Here is a 15,874-nt window from a genome sequence, read left to right as displayed (position 1 = left end):
CTCGGCATAACAGAGCCAGCGGAAGTCAAACAACGCCGCTCCCGCCTTGGCGGGAGTCGGTCAATCCACAACTACTGTTAGCCATCCTCGAGAGGATGGCCGCAATATTTACAAAAGTCCGCATCGGCATCGTGGCCTATCGATCCGCAGTCCGGACAGGCATCGTTTCTGATGACCGGTTGTTTGACGGTTTTAATCAACTCGGCCCCATAGATGCCGGTCGGCACCGCAATGATGCCGTAACCCATGATCATGATCAGGGACGCGGCAATTTGTCCCAATGGCGTGATCGGGGCAATATCGCCGTAACCGACCGTGGTCAAGGTCACGATGGCCCAGTACATGCTGCGCGGTATCGAGGTAAAGCCGGCTTCCTTGCCTTCGATGACGTACATCAAGGCGCCGCAAATGACGACCAGCATCAGCACGGTGAACAGAAACACCATGATTTTCCGGCGCGAATTGGCCAGCGCCGTCATCAATAGGTTGGCTTCGTTCAAATAAACCGACAGCTTCAGGATGCGGAATATGCGTAAAAGACGCAAGATGCGCACGACCATGGTGTATTGCGCGCCAGGAAACAGCAGACCGATGTAACTGGGCAGGATAGCCAATAAATCGACGATGCCGTAAAAGCCGCGGACATATAACCAGGGCTGGCGCACGGAGACCAGGCGCAGCAAATATTCCAGGCTGAACAACAGCGTAAACGACCACTCCAGGATATTCAGCCATTGTGCGTGGCGGTTATGAAAATCCTCGACACTATCCAGCATGACCACTAATGCGCTTAGGAAAATCAGGGCGATCAGCGCCAGGTCGAAATTGCGTCCGGCCTTGGTTTCCGAGCCGAATATCACTTCATTCAGCTTTTCCCGCCAGGGAGACATTCGATGACTTTGATCGGTAACGGATTTTCTTTGCATGTGTTAACCGGCAGACACGTTCTCAGGTGCTGATTTTCCAGCGTTGATACACTAAATTCAGGATCAACCCGGCCTGTAATGCCGCGCATATCAGGGCGCCGCCGGCCGATTCCGCCCACAGCGGAAAAAACAACGCGGCCAGCCCGTTTTGTCCGACGGCATTAAAAATGCCGGGAATGATGCCGTACAGCAGAACACCGGTCAATAAGGTCAGGCTGAATGCGCGTTGCGGATTTTTGCCGTAACAAAAATAAATATAAATCGCGCAATCGCGTAACAGAATCAATAGGATGGCAACGGGATAGAAATGAAAGCGAAGACTGAATTCGCGCAGCGGATGTTCGGAAAAGCTTAAAGCAAAAGCCGCGGGTATGGTCAATACAAACGTCAGCCACCAGATCGGCATTTCTTCGCTACCCCTGCGCCAGTTGCGCTGTGAAAAGTAGGTGATCAAGCGTTTGATGCGCATGGCGTCGTTGCGCTCGACCACCACGCCGAGATAGGTCAGACCGCTACAAACCATGAAGGCAGCCAGCGAAAACGAATAGGACGAGCTGGGAATCAGTCCGCCCAGATACACCATCAAGAACAGGCTGAAACCCAGCCATACCCACGGTACGGTGCGCATGCCCAGTTCCAGCGTCATCAAACGGAAATTACCGACGCCGCACCAAAACAGCGCCAACAGCAGGCTAATTTGATGGAACTGGTTGCTGTTAAAAACCGTGTCGTACCAGACTGTCGTCGATAGCGGCAATGCGTAAGCCGATAAGCTCGATACTTCCGTTAACCAGGGCGCAATCGACAAAAAACCGATCACGGCTATGATAAAAATCGAGCCGCTTTTGCTTTGTCCGCGCTGCACCGCCAGCAAGCCCAGCAACAGGCTGCCGCTTTGTACCAGCAAAGCGGCGCAAATACTGTAAAACAGCAATTGGGGCAGGGCGGACGGGTTGTCGGTTGCCAGGCTATAAACCAATAGGCAAATCGCGCCGCTGTACCAGACCATGATCGTGCTACCGAACAGTTTGCCCCAGGCCATTTCCCATGCTCCCAGGGCCGACAGGCGTTGGGTGTCCCAGGTTCTATCCCGGTATTCCTCGACGATGCTATCGGCCGTTTGCCGAGCGCCCCATAACAGTGTGATCAGCATGAACAATGTCAGCGACGCGCTTGCGGTGGCGCTGCCCAGACGATAGCCGTCAATGAAATAACTAAAAGTAAAAATAATCCCCAGCACCGTCGGCACGCCGATCAAGCGGGCTTGCGAGCATTCCAGATAAAGCTGGCGTTGAAATTCCGGATTCAGATTCATGACGGTTGCCTGATGGTTTGCAGATAGGCGTCTTGCAGATTGCTGGCGGCGGGCGCGAATTCACAGACCGGTAAGCCCAGGGCCAGCAGGGCTTTCAAGGTCTCGTACTGCTGTTGGACGTCGTCCGGGATTTGCACCAGTGCCAGGCTATCGTGTTCGGTTTTTATTAGGCTGATTTGGCTAAGTTGTTGCAATACGCCGGCCAGATTAGCCACCGGATGGGCCAACAATAGTTTGAACGGTTTGTGTTGAGTGCTGCTTTTAATCGCTACCTGCTCCACGATGCGGCCCTGCCGCAGCACCAACATGTCGGTGCAATAGGCTTCCAGTTCGGCCAGAATGTGCGAGGATACCAGCAGCGTCATGCCCTGGCGTTGCAAATCCAGAAACAACTCCGCCAGTTCATGCCGTGCTTCCGGGTCCAAGCCGGAAGCCGGTTCGTCCAACAGAATCAGTTTGGGCTTGTGGATGATGGCCTGGGCGATCGCCACTCGTTGGCGCAGGCCGCGCGACAGTTCGCCGGGGCGCATTTGCAGCCGGTCATCGATATGCAGGCGGCGGCCGACGTCGATGATGGCCGCATCGCAACCGCCGTCGTCTATACCTTGGGTCCGAGCCACATAATGTAGGCATTGGTATACCGTCAAGCGTTGATACAGCCCGAAAAAATCCGATAAATAGCCGATGATGCGATGGCATTCGCGCGGATGCTCCAAGACGTCTATGCCGGCAATGTTAATGGCGCCGCTGACCGGCTGTTCCAAGGCCGCCATGCAGCGCAGCAACGTGGTTTTGCCGGCGCCGTTGGGGCCGACCAGCGCGGTGATGCTGCCGGGCGCGACTCGGAATGAAACGTCGTCCAAAGCCCGCAGGCCGGGGTATTCAAAAATCAAGTTGTCGACAGCGATCATGAGCAAGGGATGGGTTGAATGGCGGCTGGATCATTGTAGCTTACATTTTTGTCTTGCTTCACGGGCTGACTTTACATTTGTCGGGTAAGCGACATGGGGCTTTGCCTTCGAAAGGCTAGGTTGTCATTGCGATTTTCGGCAATAGTCGGGTTCCGAGGGAGGGAAGGCCTGAAATACAAGGCATGGTGTGTTTTTTGCTAGAAAATGATTTTCCAATCAATCCGGAAACTTTACTATGCGCTACGAACCTTACGAAGACGAATATGTCGCGGTACCTACCATGACGGATGAAGAGTTGCTGGAATATTTCCTGTATCGCATTCTGGAAACGGATGAAGTCTGGGGCTTGAAAGACGGCCCTCAGTGGATTACGCGCGAGATTAACGGCCGGGAAAGCTTGCCGGTCTGGCCGTTCAAGCGCTTTGCCGACGAGGCGGCGGTCGCCGAATGGCAAAATCTGAAGCCCAGCGCCGACTCAATCGAGTATTTTATCTATCAAACTTTGAATAAAAAGGCGATGCAGGGTGTGACGATAGAGATCATGCCGCGACAATCGGAGGCGGGGTGTCTGATCAGTCCGCAACGCTTGCTGACCATTCTGGAAGGAACGATGCATTCGGCCGAATATGTGCTGGAGGATTAATTCCCGGATTAGATGACGGCGTGGTTAGCTTGGAAGACTGGCTTTGCAAGGCGAGGATTTCAGCATAGGCTCTTATCCATTCTGAAGTCGTCCATCACAAATCCGGCGCCGATGTCTTGCACCAACGAGCCGGTATTGACGAAGCCATTGCGCAGATAAAAGCCGATGGCGGCGTGATTGTGGCGGTTAACGGTCAGCCAAAGTTGATCCAAATCCCGCCGACGGCATTGATGCTCTATGAAGGCGAGGGTCCGTTTTCCCAAGCCCTTATGTTGCTGGGATGGGTCGACATAGAGCTTGCTGATATGTAGCGATTTTTGTTCGGTGGACGGCAGCACCGCGAAATAAGCCAGCGGTTGATTTCCCCGCAGCATTAAATAATAAAGCAAGCCGGCTTCGATCTGGCTATCGATGGCGTCGACGCTTTGGAAACGGTCCAGCATATATTCGACCTGTTTCGAGCCGATTATCGGCATATAATGGTGCCGCCACACTTCGCCGGCGAGTCGACTGATTGTCTCTATCTGGGATAACGCGGTCGCCTCCCTGAAATTCAAACCATTGACCTCGGCATGCCGTTCGCTTATGTCATTGATATCTCGCATGATCATCCTCGCAAATAAACCCCGTTCTGCGGTGGTATTGTTTTCACTATGCTTGCTGTTAACCGGCTGCGCGCCGGTGATGATGGGTTCCGGCCCGATGACCGGCATCGACCGCTTGACCGATAGCGCCTTTATCACGGCGGATGGCGCGGAACTACCGTTCAGCAGTTGGCCAGCGTCCAGTCCCAAGGCCATCGTGATTGCCCTGCATGGATTCAATGATTATCGCCGGTTTTTTAGTTCAACCGCCGAATATTTGCAACAACAGCAAATATCGTGCTATGCCTATGATCAGCGCGGTTTCGGCGCAAGCCCGAATACCGGCATCTGGGCCGGCAGCGACACCTATGCACGGGATTTGGCCAAGTTTACCTCGCTGATCAAAGCCCAGCATCCCGGCGTACCGGTGTATTTGCTGGGTGAAAGCATGGGTGGTGCTATTATCCTCGATGCGATGACCCGTTCGCAAAAACCGGAGGTGGCGGGCATTATTTTGTCCGCGCCGGCGGTTTGGGGTCGGCAAACCATGCCCTGGTATCAGACCTCGTTGCTGTGGACCTTATCGTATACCCTGCCTTGGCTGACTTTGACCGGCCAGGGACTGGAGATTATGCCGTCGGATAATATAGAAATGCTCAGAGCGCTCGGCCGCGATCCGCTGGTGATCAAGCAGACGCGGGTTGACGCCCTCTACGGTCTGACTAACCTGATGGATAGCGCGTTGAACTCGGCGGAAAAACTGCAGACGGATACCTTGTTGCTATACGGTAAGAAAGACCAAATTGTACCGCCCGAACCGACCAGATTGTTTATTGGCACGATGCTGGCCGAGCAGCCCGAGAACAAGACTATCGCCTATTATGATAACGGCTACCACATGCTGTTACGCGATTTGCAGGCACCTTTGATCTGGCGGGATATTGCCCACTGGATATTCAATGCCAAATCCCGACTGCCTTCCGGCGCGGATCAAAACAGCAGCGAATTAGTCCAGCTACAAAACGCCGGTTACAGTGAAAACTAGTGCGGCCATTCCAATCCCTGATTAGCAAGCAGCTTCAGCTAATTTGAAGGTACGTCCCGCAAGTCGTTATTTCGCCTGAAGTGAGAAGGGCATTGATGAGTCCGCACCGCTAATGGCCATGATCAAATTCATAGGCGCCGACATCAATTGGCCCCTGGCGCCGGCGTATTTCCACGCCCAAGGGATGACGATACTGAAATTCGGGAGCTAGGTTGAAACCATTGACTGCCAATCCCAGTTCAATACCTTGGTCGATCGCCCGCGCGCCGGCCGATAGCCGGTAGTCATATTGATCCGGATTGTAAAATTGCATTTTGTCGGAGGCAATGTTGTGTTGCTGTTGGTTGAGGCCTTCCATGCGGCTGGCGTGGCCTATCAACAGGTTATTAATCAGTATCGCCGGGGTAGTGGTGGCGTGATTGTTGACGAAAATACCGGTGGGACGATCATCCACAAAGGTGTTATTAACCAAATACAATGTCTGTAGCGGCTGATTCTGATTGTGTTCGCCGGCGAAGGACAGCATGGTCGAATTCTCCGATTGGGGGCTCTGCCGCAACTGGTTGCCTATTACAAAGGCTTGTCCGCCATCGGGAAAGTCCACCAGATAACTGGATGCGTGATGTTCGTCGCCGATCCGGTTGTAGAGCAAGTAGTTTTGTTGGGCGCGGGATTTGACGTTATGGCCGGTGTCGGCATCGTGGACATAGGAATGGCGCAGGGTAAAGCGGCGGATGTTGCCGATGTAAATGTTATGGCCTAGTTTGCCGTAAAGCCGGTAGTCCACGCTGTTGTCGTTAAATTCCGAGCCATCAATCAGGATGTCGCTGGCCGGGTTGGCGCCGGTCAGAATGCCCATCTGGTTATGGTGGAAATGACAGTTAATCACGGTCAAATGGGTGCCTTCGAAGCGAATGCCGGCGCCGTTCAAAGCCCGAACCGCCGTGCCGGAAAATTCGATATCTTCGACCCGGATGTCCTGGCCTTTGAATACCCAAATGGCCTTGTCTTCGGCCGCATTGCCCTGGGCTTTAAGGTGAGGGCGTCCGCCCATGCCGCGCAAAACCAGCCGATTTTGCCGCCAGCTGGCTACGTCACCCGCATAGCTGCCGGCGGCAATCAGTACGATGTCTCCGTCGCCGGCCAGTTTGGCGGCTTGGCTGGGTAATTTTAGTTCATGTTGCGCACCCACCAGCCATGTGGCAGAGTCACTGGGGCTGGATAGCAGGATGGTTGTGGCAGTTATGCCGATTACCGAACGCTTCAACCGGCGGCCCCAAATAACAGCCCGATGGTGAAATGCCAGGCGTTTTAGGTTCATTTTTTGACTCCGGTGGAGACAAAGGTACCCATGATATTGTCGGTACAGGTCGTGGTCATTTGCACGCCGTTGGCCGACACCGTGCCGCTACAGTTACCTTGGGAGGTCCAGCCGTTTTGGTATTGAGCGACGTAACTATAATTTACCTGTTGATCGATCAGGGAACCGTTGCCTTCGGTTTGGAAGCCGATGCCTTGCGGCAGGAGGCCCCAACCTTGAAATTCAAAATGTTCACTTTGCTGGGTAATGTAAGAGCCGCCGGCGGCCGGCGCGGCAGGGTTATACCAGTTGCCGGCGATGTTGATAACCGGTTTGGGTGGCGCTGGCTGGGGTTTCGTGATGGATGCTATGGCGGGGTCGCTGGTATTGCCGATCAGCACGATGGGTTGTGGGATGGGTGCATCTTTAGCCGGCGGCGGATTCAACTTATCCCAATGGCTGATCAAGGCTACGGTGATGGAACCGATGACGCCGATCACGGCGACAACGATAGTCACATTGGTGCTGGATTCGGACATGATTTTATCCCCACGCTCTTTTGCTGAATTATAGTGGTCAAGCTACTGTCTGTTGCAAACGATTGTAGAACGAAATTTAGTCGAATATTTTCATCAATGAAAAAATGGCTGCGAATGGGGATGGTGTTGCTTGGCTGTCCCATGCGATACTTTTTCTCTGCCAGGTTATTGGCTACTGCTTGAATACGATCAACTAACTTAACGGGAGCGTGTGATGGGAATGCTGCAAGAATTCAAAGAATTTGCCATGAAAGGCAATGTCGTCGACATGGCTGTCGGTGTCATTATTGGCGGTGCCTTCGGTAAGATTGTGTCATCGCTGGTAGCCGATGTGATTATGCCTCCGATCGGTGTGATTTTGGGTGGTGTCGATTTTTCGGATTTGGCCGTCACAATCCAGAATGCATCGAAAAATGCCGCCGGGGTTGACATGCCGGCCGTGGTAATCAGCTATGGAAAATTTATTCAAACACTGATTGATTTTACGATCATAGCCGCGGCCATCTTTTTGATTATCAAATTATTGTATTCCTTCAAGAAAAAGGTTGAGGAAGCGCCGGCCGCTCCACCGGAGCCTAGCAACGAAGAAAAATTATTGACGGAAATTCGAGACTTGCTGAAAAATAATCGAGCAGGATAGCGGCTGTAGGCTGCGCGTCCGTAACATCCCGTTCCGGGCGCGGCCTGATTTCAATGACCGTGGCCGCTGGAATTAACCGGGCTTTGAACAGACAAAACGATGAAAAAAGTTGATGGCTAATAAGGATGCGATATGAATGATGTGAGGCCGGATAAGGCTGAAGAGCTAGTTTGCTATTGTAGCGGAACCACCCGACTGCAAATTCAAGCGCTTATCGATGATGGCGTCGACGATCTGGATCGAATTTCAAGGATTACTGGCGCATGCTCGGGTTGTGGTTCTTGTGACACATCGATATTGGAATTGCTGGCCGAGGCCAAGCGCACATCAGCTTGGTATGTCTTTTGATCCATGGAAAGAGTGTTCACCCGCGCGGTTTTTTTGTCGCCCCGGTAGCTAGGCAACATTGTCTACATTCGTCAGGCCGGCCAAGTTAGAGCGTCCCGACGAAATGCCGATATTGTTAAATTCCGCCTTATTTGTGAATCTCCACATGCAAGGCCCGGTATTCTTCGGTCAATTTGTGCGAAGGCGCGTAATGCACCAGCGGCTTGGCGTCGGTGTGCGATTCCCTGACTTTTACCGATGTGGAGATTTTGGTTTCCAGTACCGGCAAGCCTTCGGCAATTAAATCGTCGACCAGTTGGCGTGGCAGATTGGCCTGTTTCTGATATTGATTGACCACCACGCCTTCCACTTCCAGATTGGGGTTGTGATCGGCCTTGACCTCGGCGATCGAGCGCATCAAGGTGTACAGGGCTTCGCGCGCGAAGGTGTCGCAGTCGAACGGAATCAAGCATTTTTCCGCCGCGATCAAGGCCGACAGGCTGTAAAAATTCAAGATGGGTGGCGTGTCGATGTAGATGTAATCGAAGCCTTCCAAACGTTCCAGCGCCTCTTTCAGTTTGTAAATCTTATGCCGGGATTCCAGGCGGCTTTGCAGGCCTTCCAAATCGGGATGCGAGGGTAGCACATACAGATTGGGAAACGGCGTTTCGTGGATAGCGCTGTCCAAGCCTTCCTTGCCGCCGCCGAATAACTCCAGTCCCAGGCTGTCCTTAAAAAAATGGGCGATGGTTTTGTCGGAATCGGTGATTTTTGCACCGAGCAAATATTGGGTGGAATTGCCTTGTACATCCAGGTCGATTACCAGGGTTTTTTTGCCTTCCACCGCGCTAATCGCCGCCAAATTGCACGTGATGGTGGATTTGCCTACGCCGCCTTTTTGATTGAAAATCACCCTGCGCATAATCGCCTCGATACTAAAAAATAAAAGCCTGCATTATAAGGTTAATACCTGCAATATCAACAGCGTGTAAAGGCGGTGCCGTTGCAGGCAGGGCATTCCGGAATCACGCTGGTCGATTTGAAGGCAATTTGTTTGCCGCAACCGTCGCAGGTAAAGGTGCCGGGGCTGGTTATGTCGCCGCTTTTATAAGGATGGTATTGTTTGGCTTCCATTTCCAGCGCGGCCAGCTTGACTTTGGTCTTGTCGGCGATGTCCATGAAGGCTTGGAGGGCAAAGTTCTCGATCAGGTCGATGTCGAATTTCAGCCACTCAGACAAGGAATTGTTGTCGTGCTGTTGCGATGGCGAAGTGGCGACATGTTCGACGTCGCGCATCACATAATCGGCGATTTTGTTGATTTCTTCTTGAGTGTGTCCTCCCAGCGCGCTGGTTTTTTCCTTGGCAATGTCCAGGGCCTCGGCAACGGTGTGCAGGGTGTCGTCCATTGCTTCATACAGATGTCCCATCAGGTCGTCGTATGCTTTGATCAGTTTGTTTTCGCCCATGGCTTCTCCTTGTGTTTAATGATTTCAGGCTTTAGATTTAAGCGCCCGTAAGGTATTCTAGCGCCTTTTTACACGAAAAGACGAGCAGGATGGAAGAGCATTACAAACCGCAGCTTATCGAGCAAAAGGTACAGGCCGACTGGGAAAAATCGGGTGTGTTTACCGCCCGCGAAGACACTGGTAAGGAAAAATACTACTGTCTGTCGATGTTTCCGTACCCCAGTGGCAAGCTGCACATGGGCCACGTCCGCAATTACACCATCGGCGACGTCATCAGCCGCTTCCAACGCATGCAAGGTAAGCACGTGTTGCAACCCATGGGCTGGGACGCCTTCGGCCTGCCGGCGGAAAACGCGGCGATGCAGAACAAGGTGCATCCGGCCGACTGGACCTATTCGAACATCGATTACATGCGCGAACAGCTCAAGCGCCTCGGCTTCGGTTACGACTGGAGCCGGGAACTGGCGACCTGCGACCCTGACTATTATCGTTGGGAGCAATGGTTTTTCCTGCGCTTGCTGGAAAAAGGTCTGGTTTACAAAAAAACCGCGCCGGTCAACTGGTGCCCGCACGACCAAACCGTACTGGCCAACGAACAGGTCATCGACGGTTGCTGCTGGCGCTGCGATACCCAGGTCGAGAAAAAAGAAATCTCGCAGTGGTTTTTGAAAATCACCGCTTATGCCGACGAGCTGCTGACTTCGCTGGACAAACTTCCCGGCTGGCCGGAACAGGTGCGCACCATGCAGGCCAACTGGATAGGCCGCTCCGAAGGCGTGGAGATGGACTTCGCCGTCGACGGTTTCGATAAGGCTATTCGTATTTACACCACTCGCCCCGACACCGTGATGGGCGTGACTTATGTCGCCGTCGCCGCCGAACATCCGCTGGCGTTGAAGGCTGCCGAAACCAATGCCGAGATAGCCGCCTTCATCGAATCCTGCAAGCTGATGGAAACTTCCGAAGCGGCGATGGAAACCATGGAAAAACGCGGCATCGCTTCCGGTTACACGGCCATCCATCCTCTGACCGGCGAATCGGTGCCGGTGTGGATCGCCAACTTCGTGTTGATGAGCTACGGTACCGGTGCGGTGATGTCGGTGCCGGCTCACGATCAGCGCGATTACGAATTTGCCAAGCGATACGGCATTGCCATCAAGGAAGTGATCGCTTCCGCCGATGGTGCCGATGACAGCGTTGCCGAGAAGGCCTTCACCGACAAAGGAGTGTTGCTTAACTCCGGCGAATTCGACGGTTTGAATTTCAAACAGGCTTTCGATGCCATTGCCGCCAAACTGGCAGGCATGGGTAAGGGCGAACGCAAAACCAACTTTAGATTGCGCGACTGGGGCGTGTCACGCCAGCGTTATTGGGGCGCGCCGATTCCGGTGATTTACTGCGACGATTGTGGCACCGTGCCGGTGCCGGACGATCAGTTGCCGGTGACTTTGCCTCGTGACGTGGTGCTGGATGGCTCGCAATCGCCGCTGGCGGCGCATCCGACTTTTCCGCACACGACCTGCCCGAAATGCGGCAAGCCGGCCCGGCGCGAGACCGATACTTTCGATACCTTCATGGAATCGTCCTGGTATTTTGCCCGCTACGCCAGCAAGGATTGTGGCACTGCCATGCTCGATCAACGTGCCAATTATTGGCTGCCGGTCGACCATTACATCGGCGGTATCGAACATGCGATTTTGCATTTGCTCTATGCGCGCTTCTATACCAAATTGCTGCGCGATGAAGGACTGTTGGTTTGCGACGAGCCGTTCAAAAACCTGCTGACCCAGGGCATGGTGGTGGCCGAGACTTTCTATCAATTCGATGAACACGGCCACAAGCGTTATTACAATTTGACTCAAATCGATGTCGAGCGCGACGCCAAGGGCAAGATCGTCGGGGCGAAGCTGCTGGAAGACGGCTCGCCGGTTACGGTGGGAGCGATCGAAAAAATGTCCAAATCCAAGAACAACGGTGTCGATCCGCAGCTGTTGATCGACAAGTACGGCGCCGACACCGTGCGTTTGTATACCATGTTCACTTCGCCGCCCGATCAATCCTTGGAATGGAACGATGCCGGCGTCGAAGGGGCATTCCGCTTCCTGCGGCGTTTGTGGCGGCAGGTACATCTGCATGTCGAAGCCGGTTTGCCGATGGAGGCCTTGGATAAGGCCTCGTGCAGCGACGATCAAAAAGCGCTACGCCGCCAGTTGCATCAGGCCTTGCAAAAAGTCACCGACGACATGGCTCGCCGTCATACTTTCAATACCGCAATCGCCGCCAACATGGAGCTGGTCAACGCCTTGAATAAGTTCGAGGATGACAGTGCCAATGGTCGGGCGGTGCGCCAGGAAGTGTTGGAAGCCATCGTCTTGATGCTGGCTCCGATTATTCCGCATGTTTCGCAACAATTGTGGAATGAATTGGGGCACAACGACGACATCGTCGTCGCGGCTTGGCCGCTGGTCGACGAGTCCGCCTTGCTGAAGGATGCGATCGAGATGGTGGTGCAGGTCAACGGCAAGTTGCGGGGCAAGTTGTCGGTGGCGGCGAATGCATCCAAGCAGGACATTGAGGTGCTGGCATTGGCCGACGAAAACGTGCAGCGCTATATCGAAGGCAAGCCGGTCAAGAAGCTGATCGTAGTGCCGCAAAAATTGGTGAATATCGTTGTTTAATCGGTTGATTGAGAATCTCTCACATGAATAAGGCGTATAACATCCTTCTGATTCTGGCCTTAAGCTTTTCGACGGCTTGCGGCTACCATTTGCGTGGTTCGATTGCGTTGCCTGCCGCACTGAAGAATATTTATTTGTTCGGGGTTTCTTCGCCGCTGAATACTGAAATGCAAACCATGTTGAGAGCCTCGGACGGCAAAATTGCCACCTCGCCCAACGAGGCCGGTATCGTGATCAAGGTGTTGAAGGAAGAGATACGCCGGCGGGTGTTGTCGATAGGTCAAACCGGTAAGTCCAGCGAAGTGGAGATAAACTACTACTTGCGTTTTCAATTTTATGATAACAAGGAGAATCCGCTGCTGGACGAGCAAACCATAGAATTAAGCCGCGAGTACTTCAATGACCAGACTGCGGTTCTGGCGAAGGAAAACGAAGAAGTCTTGATTACTAAGGAAATTTATCGGCAAGCGGCCAGGATGTTGATGTCCAGGGCGCAGGTCGCGATTGAAAGTCAGAAAAAGTAGACATGCGTGTTAAGCCGGATCAACTGGAAACCACGCTAAAGAACGGATTACAGCCGGTTTATTTGATCAGCGGCGATGAACCCTTGCAACTGGGGGAAGCAGCGGACGCGATACGGTTCGCGGCAAGGCAAGCCGATTATTCGGTGCGCGAGGTCATCGGCATAGAGCAGGGAAATGAATGGCCGCAACTGGCGCTAGAAGCCGATTCCCTATCGATTTTTGCCGAAAAAAAGCTGATTGATCTGCGATTGCCTTCCGCCAAGCCGGGCGCTGAAGGCGCTAAGGCCTTGATCCAGTATTGCCAACATTTGCCGGCGGAAACCATTTTGTTAATCACGGCCGGCAAGCTGGATTCGGCGGCCCAAAAATCGCAGTGGTTTCAGGCTATCGATCATGCCGGTACTGTTGTGCAGGTTTGGCCCCTGCAGGGACAGGATTTGCTGAATTGGTTGCAACGCAGGGCCGAACGCAAGGGCATGCGACTGGAGCCGGATGCGGTTAAAAGTTTGGCGGCTCGAATAGAAGGCAATTTGTTAGCCGCCGCCCAAGAAATTGAAAAACTGTATATTCTTCATGGGCAAGCAAAAATAGGTAAGGCCCTAATTGAAGATGCCGTGGCCGATAGTGCCCGATTCGATGTGTTCAAGTTGATGGATGCCTTGCTGGCCGGCAAGCTTAATCGGGCCGTTAAAATTCTAAATGGCCTAAAAGCGGAAGGGATCGCGTCCGCGGTCGTGTTGTGGGCGCTGAGTCGCGAAACTAGAGTTTTGCTTAATATCAAGGCGGAGCTTAAGCAGGGGACTCATCAAGAGGCCGTGTTCAAAAAATATCAAATCTGGGATAAGCGCAAGCAATTAGTGCAAGATGCCATTCGGCGACTGACTATTGCTAAATTGCAATCCGTGCTCGAGGCTAGTGCCGATGCGGATCAACAAATCAAGGGTCAGTTAAGCGGCGATAGCTGGGAAAGTTTGTTTTTGATTTGTTTAAAGTTCTGTCAGCCTGCACCAGCCAAATAAAGATTCAACGCCTTGCCGGTATTAAAACAACCGTATTCTTGCTAAAATTTCTCAATCATTAATTTTGGATTGAGTGTTAATCATGAGCGTAGTCGAAAGAATTCAGGAACAACTTGCCAGTCAGCCGGTGGTTTTGTATATGAAGGGCACCCCTGATTTTCCGCAGTGCGGTTTTTCCAGCAAGGTCGTACAGGTGTTGCAAGCCTGTGATGCCAGTTACCGGGCGATCAATATCTTTGAAGAACCGGAGTTGCGCGAAGCCTTGAAGGAATATTCCAATTGGCCGACCTATCCGCAGCTATACATCAAGGCCGAATTGGTCGGTGGTTGCGATATCGTGATCGACTTGTTTAATAAAGGCGAACTGCAAACCATGCTCGCTGCGGCGCAATAAAATTTGGCTTGCCTAAGGTACGCTCGGGCGTGCCTGTTATGGGGCTTCGAAGGCCAATAGTTTCTTCCAACGATTGTAGATGATGCAAAATAATTCGGCGGTCTGTTCGGCGTCATATAGCGCCGAGTGGGCACGCTGATTATCCCATTCCAGTCCGGCGGCTTCGGCAATCTTGGCCAGCACGGTTTGACCAAATACCAGTCCGCCCAAGGTCGCGGTATCGAAACTGCTGAAGGGGTGAAACGGGCTGCGTTTGTTCTGGGTACGCTCGATGGCGGCATTCAGAAAATTTATATCAAATGCCGGATTGTGGCCGACTAAAATTGCCCTCTTGCATTCGTTGCGTTTGACCGCTGCCTTGATAGGTTTAAACAGTTGATTCAAGGCTTCCTTTTCATCGATCGCCATCCGGAATGGGTGGTAAGGGTCGATGCCGGTAAATTTTAACGCCGCCTGATCGAGTTCCGAATTTTTGAAAGGAATGATGTTGCAGTGGTGCTTTTCGGTAATGCCTAACCAGCCTTCATCATCTTGTTCAACAATAATGGCGGCTATTTCCAGCAGTGGATTCTTTTTGGCGTTGAAGCCGGCGGTTTCTATGTCTATGATGACGGGTAAATAGCCCCTAAAGCGGTTGCCGAGCGGATTATGGCGGATTTCCATGTTTTGGGATGATTGCGAAAGTCGTTTGTATGGTATGTTACGTGAGTTTTAGGCAGCTTTAAACAATAATCAGGTGATGAGGTAAAACTTATGCAAGTCAGGAAAACAGGTTTGTTCGCCGCTGTCGGCGTGATGGCTTTGTTGAGTGGGTGCGCAACAGTTCAAACGGCGGATCCCAAGGATCCTTGGGAAAGCTGGAACCGGAGTATGCAGTCGTTTAACGACGGCGTCGACGATTATGTGATGAAACCGGTCGCCAAGGGTTATCAATGGATCACGCCGGACTTTGTCGATCAAGGTGTGACAAACTTTTTTAGTAATATCAATGATATTGGCGTTTGTACCAATAATGCCTTGCAAGGTAAGTTTTTACTGTCCGGTATGGATGCCGCCCGCTTTTTGGTTAACACTACCGCTGGCGTGGCTGGGTTGGTCGATGTCGGTAGCATGATTGATCTGCCTAAGCACAATGAAGATTTCGACCAGACGCTGGGTGTTTGGGGCCTGCCGACCGGTCCTTATCTGGTACTGCCTTTTTTCGGGCCTAGTTCGCCGCGCGGGCTCACCGGGTTGATTGGCGATGCGGCCATGAATCCATTGACCTATGCGGGTATCTATCTGAATCCGGAATGGATAGGCGCGGCCGTATCGATAGGCGGCGGCGCTGTAAAAGCAATCGATACCCGAGCCGATTTGTTGGGAATGGAAAAGGTAGCGACCGAAGGAGCACTTGACCGTTATCAGTTTTTCCGGGATGCCTATCTTTCCAACCGTAACTATTTAGTCAATGACGGTAATGTGTCGGAAGACGATGTACTGAAATTTGAAGAACTGAAAGACGAAGGCTACGGCCCGATTAATCCCAATCCGTACTAAACGGTCATTCGGTTAGAAAACTA

General features: G+C 52.6%; 18 protein-coding genes. 9 read left to right on the top strand and 9 right to left on the bottom strand.

Translation table 11 applies throughout. The annotated features are described in order from the left end of the window. Positions 1–77: 77 nt before the first annotated feature. From IVG45_RS09495 to IVG45_RS09485, 3 genes are read right to left on the bottom strand one after another with little or no spacing between them, the layout of a single operon-like run. Positions 78–926 carry an ion transporter gene (locus IVG45_RS09495; RefSeq protein ID WP_196437575.1) on the bottom strand — a complete coding sequence of 283 codons (849 nt, stop codon included), beginning with the start codon at positions 924–926 and terminating at the stop codon, positions 78–80. Positions 927–948: 22 nt separating this feature from the next. Further along, complete coding sequence (locus IVG45_RS09490) at positions 949–2,241, bottom strand: hypothetical protein (RefSeq protein WP_196437574.1); 1,293 nt, start codon at positions 2,239–2,241, stop codon at positions 949–951. Next, positions 2,238–3,152: an ABC transporter ATP-binding protein gene (locus tag IVG45_RS09485; RefSeq protein WP_196437573.1), complete on the bottom strand. Its 915-nt coding sequence runs from the start codon at positions 3,150–3,152 to the stop codon at positions 2,238–2,240. Before IVG45_RS09485 ends, IVG45_RS09490 begins: the two co-directional genes overlap by 4 nt. 235 nt (positions 3,153–3,387) lie before the next feature. Here IVG45_RS09485 and IVG45_RS09480 point away from each other — a divergent pair, with 235 nt between their 5' ends. Then, the gene (locus tag IVG45_RS09480; protein WP_196437572.1) at positions 3,388–3,795 is read left to right on the top strand and encodes a DUF2750 domain-containing protein; all 408 of its coding nucleotides are present in this window, start codon (positions 3,388–3,390) and stop codon (positions 3,793–3,795) included. A 59-nt stretch (positions 3,796–3,854) separates the two neighbouring features. Here the strand turns inward: IVG45_RS09480 and IVG45_RS09475 are convergent, their stop codons facing one another. Further along, positions 3,855–4,400, bottom strand: coding sequence for a GNAT family N-acetyltransferase (locus tag IVG45_RS09475; protein ID WP_196437571.1), 546 nt, complete (start codon positions 4,398–4,400; stop codon positions 3,855–3,857). On the opposite strand from IVG45_RS09475, the gene IVG45_RS09470 reads away from it, so the two are divergent. Next, entirely contained in the window at positions 4,399–5,424 is a 1,026-nt protein-coding gene (locus IVG45_RS09470) for an alpha/beta hydrolase (protein ID WP_196437570.1), read from the top strand. The genes IVG45_RS09475 and IVG45_RS09470 overlap by 2 nt on opposite strands. Positions 5,425–5,533: 109 nt before the next feature. Here the strand turns inward: IVG45_RS09470 and IVG45_RS09465 are convergent, their stop codons facing one another. Then, positions 5,534–6,745 (bottom strand): right-handed parallel beta-helix repeat-containing protein, encoded by a 1,212-nt coding sequence (locus tag IVG45_RS09465; protein WP_230874821.1) that lies wholly within the window; start codon positions 6,743–6,745, stop codon positions 5,534–5,536. Further along, the gene (locus IVG45_RS09460) at positions 6,742–7,263 is read right to left on the bottom strand and encodes a hypothetical protein (RefSeq protein ID WP_196437569.1); all 522 of its coding nucleotides are present in this window, start codon (positions 7,261–7,263) and stop codon (positions 6,742–6,744) included. Before IVG45_RS09460 ends, IVG45_RS09465 begins: the two co-directional genes overlap by 4 nt. A gap of 214 nt (positions 7,264–7,477) precedes the next feature. On the opposite strand from IVG45_RS09460, the gene mscL reads away from it, so the two are divergent. After that, entirely contained in the window at positions 7,478–7,903 is a 426-nt protein-coding gene (gene mscL, locus IVG45_RS09455; RefSeq protein ID WP_230874820.1) for a large-conductance mechanosensitive channel protein MscL, read from the top strand. Between the two features lie 132 nt (positions 7,904–8,035). Further along, the gene (locus IVG45_RS09450; RefSeq protein WP_196437568.1) at positions 8,036–8,251 is read left to right on the top strand and encodes a (2Fe-2S)-binding protein; all 216 of its coding nucleotides are present in this window, start codon (positions 8,036–8,038) and stop codon (positions 8,249–8,251) included. A gap of 127 nt (positions 8,252–8,378) precedes the next feature. On the opposite strand, the gene IVG45_RS09445 is transcribed toward IVG45_RS09450, so the two are convergent. Next, positions 8,379–9,152 carry a ParA family protein gene (locus tag IVG45_RS09445; protein ID WP_196437567.1) on the bottom strand — a complete coding sequence of 258 codons (774 nt, stop codon included), beginning with the start codon at positions 9,150–9,152 and terminating at the stop codon, positions 8,379–8,381. Positions 9,153–9,208: 56 nt separating this feature from the next. Next, the gene (locus IVG45_RS09440; RefSeq protein ID WP_196437566.1) at positions 9,209–9,697 is read right to left on the bottom strand and encodes a zinc ribbon-containing protein; all 489 of its coding nucleotides are present in this window, start codon (positions 9,695–9,697) and stop codon (positions 9,209–9,211) included. 89 nt (positions 9,698–9,786) lie between these two features. Between IVG45_RS09440 and leuS the strand changes: the two genes are divergently transcribed. From leuS to grxD, 4 genes are all read left to right on the top strand, one after another. Continuing rightward, positions 9,787–12,375, top strand: a complete 2,589-nt coding sequence (leuS, locus tag IVG45_RS09435; protein WP_196437565.1) for a leucine--tRNA ligase — start codon at positions 9,787–9,789, stop codon at positions 12,373–12,375. Between the two features lie 23 nt (positions 12,376–12,398). Beyond that, positions 12,399–12,899: an LPS-assembly lipoprotein LptE gene (locus tag IVG45_RS09430; protein ID WP_196437564.1), complete on the top strand. Its 501-nt coding sequence runs from the start codon at positions 12,399–12,401 to the stop codon at positions 12,897–12,899. A 2-nt stretch (positions 12,900–12,901) separates the two neighbouring features. Continuing rightward, positions 12,902–13,918 carry a DNA polymerase III subunit delta gene (holA, locus tag IVG45_RS09425; RefSeq protein ID WP_196437563.1) on the top strand — a complete coding sequence of 339 codons (1,017 nt, stop codon included), beginning with the start codon at positions 12,902–12,904 and terminating at the stop codon, positions 13,916–13,918. Positions 13,919–14,000: 82 nt separating this feature from the next. Further along, positions 14,001–14,312 (top strand): Grx4 family monothiol glutaredoxin, encoded by a 312-nt coding sequence (gene grxD / locus IVG45_RS09420; protein WP_196437562.1) that lies wholly within the window; start codon positions 14,001–14,003, stop codon positions 14,310–14,312. Between the two features lie 36 nt (positions 14,313–14,348). On the opposite strand, the gene rnt is transcribed toward grxD, so the two are convergent. Next, positions 14,349–14,975 carry a ribonuclease T gene (gene rnt / locus IVG45_RS09415; RefSeq protein ID WP_196437561.1) on the bottom strand — a complete coding sequence of 209 codons (627 nt, stop codon included), beginning with the start codon at positions 14,973–14,975 and terminating at the stop codon, positions 14,349–14,351. A gap of 90 nt (positions 14,976–15,065) precedes the next feature. On the opposite strand from rnt, the gene IVG45_RS09410 reads away from it, so the two are divergent. Continuing rightward, positions 15,066–15,851 carry an MlaA family lipoprotein gene (locus IVG45_RS09410; RefSeq protein ID WP_196437560.1) on the top strand — a complete coding sequence of 262 codons (786 nt, stop codon included), beginning with the start codon at positions 15,066–15,068 and terminating at the stop codon, positions 15,849–15,851. Positions 15,852–15,874 lie beyond the last annotated feature (23 nt).

It is taken from the genome of Methylomonas sp. LL1 (genome assembly GCF_015711015.1).
Taxonomy (GTDB): Bacteria; Pseudomonadota; Gammaproteobacteria; order Methylococcales; family Methylomonadaceae; genus Methylomonas.
Note: the sequence above shows the minus strand (reverse complement) of the source record. Positions and strands in the feature narration are given on the sequence as shown.

What these genes read in the sequence shown, in the direction of transcription:
- IVG45_RS09495 (WP_196437575.1), bottom strand. Translation starts at nt 926, where the DNA reads ATGCAAAGAAAATCCGTTACCGATCAAAGTCATCGAATGTCTCCCTGG.
- IVG45_RS09490 (WP_196437574.1), bottom strand. Translation starts at nt 2,241, where the DNA reads ATGAATCTGAATCCGGAATTTCAACGCCAGCTTTATCTGGAATGCTCG.
- IVG45_RS09485 (WP_196437573.1), bottom strand. Translation starts at nt 3,152, where the DNA reads ATGATCGCTGTCGACAACTTGATTTTTGAATACCCCGGCCTGCGGGCT.
- IVG45_RS09480 (WP_196437572.1), top strand. Translation starts at nt 3,388, where the DNA reads ATGCGCTACGAACCTTACGAAGACGAATATGTCGCGGTACCTACCATG.
- IVG45_RS09470 (WP_196437570.1), top strand. Translation starts at nt 4,399, where the DNA reads ATGATCATCCTCGCAAATAAACCCCGTTCTGCGGTGGTATTGTTTTCA.
- IVG45_RS09475 (WP_196437571.1), bottom strand. Translation starts at nt 4,400, where the DNA reads ATGCGAGATATCAATGACATAAGCGAACGGCATGCCGAGGTCAATGGT.
- IVG45_RS09465 (WP_230874821.1), bottom strand. Translation starts at nt 6,745, where the DNA reads ATGAACCTAAAACGCCTGGCATTTCACCATCGGGCTGTTATTTGGGGC.
- IVG45_RS09460 (WP_196437569.1), bottom strand. Translation starts at nt 7,263, where the DNA reads ATGTCCGAATCCAGCACCAATGTGACTATCGTTGTCGCCGTGATCGGC.
- mscL (WP_230874820.1), top strand. Translation starts at nt 7,478, where the DNA reads ATGGGAATGCTGCAAGAATTCAAAGAATTTGCCATGAAAGGCAATGTC.
- IVG45_RS09450 (WP_196437568.1), top strand. Translation starts at nt 8,036, where the DNA reads ATGAATGATGTGAGGCCGGATAAGGCTGAAGAGCTAGTTTGCTATTGT.
- IVG45_RS09445 (WP_196437567.1), bottom strand. Translation starts at nt 9,152, where the DNA reads ATGCGCAGGGTGATTTTCAATCAAAAAGGCGGCGTAGGCAAATCCACC.
- IVG45_RS09440 (WP_196437566.1), bottom strand. Translation starts at nt 9,697, where the DNA reads ATGGGCGAAAACAAACTGATCAAAGCATACGACGACCTGATGGGACAT.
- leuS (WP_196437565.1), top strand. Translation starts at nt 9,787, where the DNA reads ATGGAAGAGCATTACAAACCGCAGCTTATCGAGCAAAAGGTACAGGCC.
- IVG45_RS09430 (WP_196437564.1), top strand. Translation starts at nt 12,399, where the DNA reads ATGAATAAGGCGTATAACATCCTTCTGATTCTGGCCTTAAGCTTTTCG.
- holA (WP_196437563.1), top strand. Translation starts at nt 12,902, where the DNA reads ATGCGTGTTAAGCCGGATCAACTGGAAACCACGCTAAAGAACGGATTA.
- grxD (WP_196437562.1), top strand. Translation starts at nt 14,001, where the DNA reads ATGAGCGTAGTCGAAAGAATTCAGGAACAACTTGCCAGTCAGCCGGTG.
- rnt (WP_196437561.1), bottom strand. Translation starts at nt 14,975, where the DNA reads ATGGAAATCCGCCATAATCCGCTCGGCAACCGCTTTAGGGGCTATTTA.
- IVG45_RS09410 (WP_196437560.1), top strand. Translation starts at nt 15,066, where the DNA reads ATGCAAGTCAGGAAAACAGGTTTGTTCGCCGCTGTCGGCGTGATGGCT.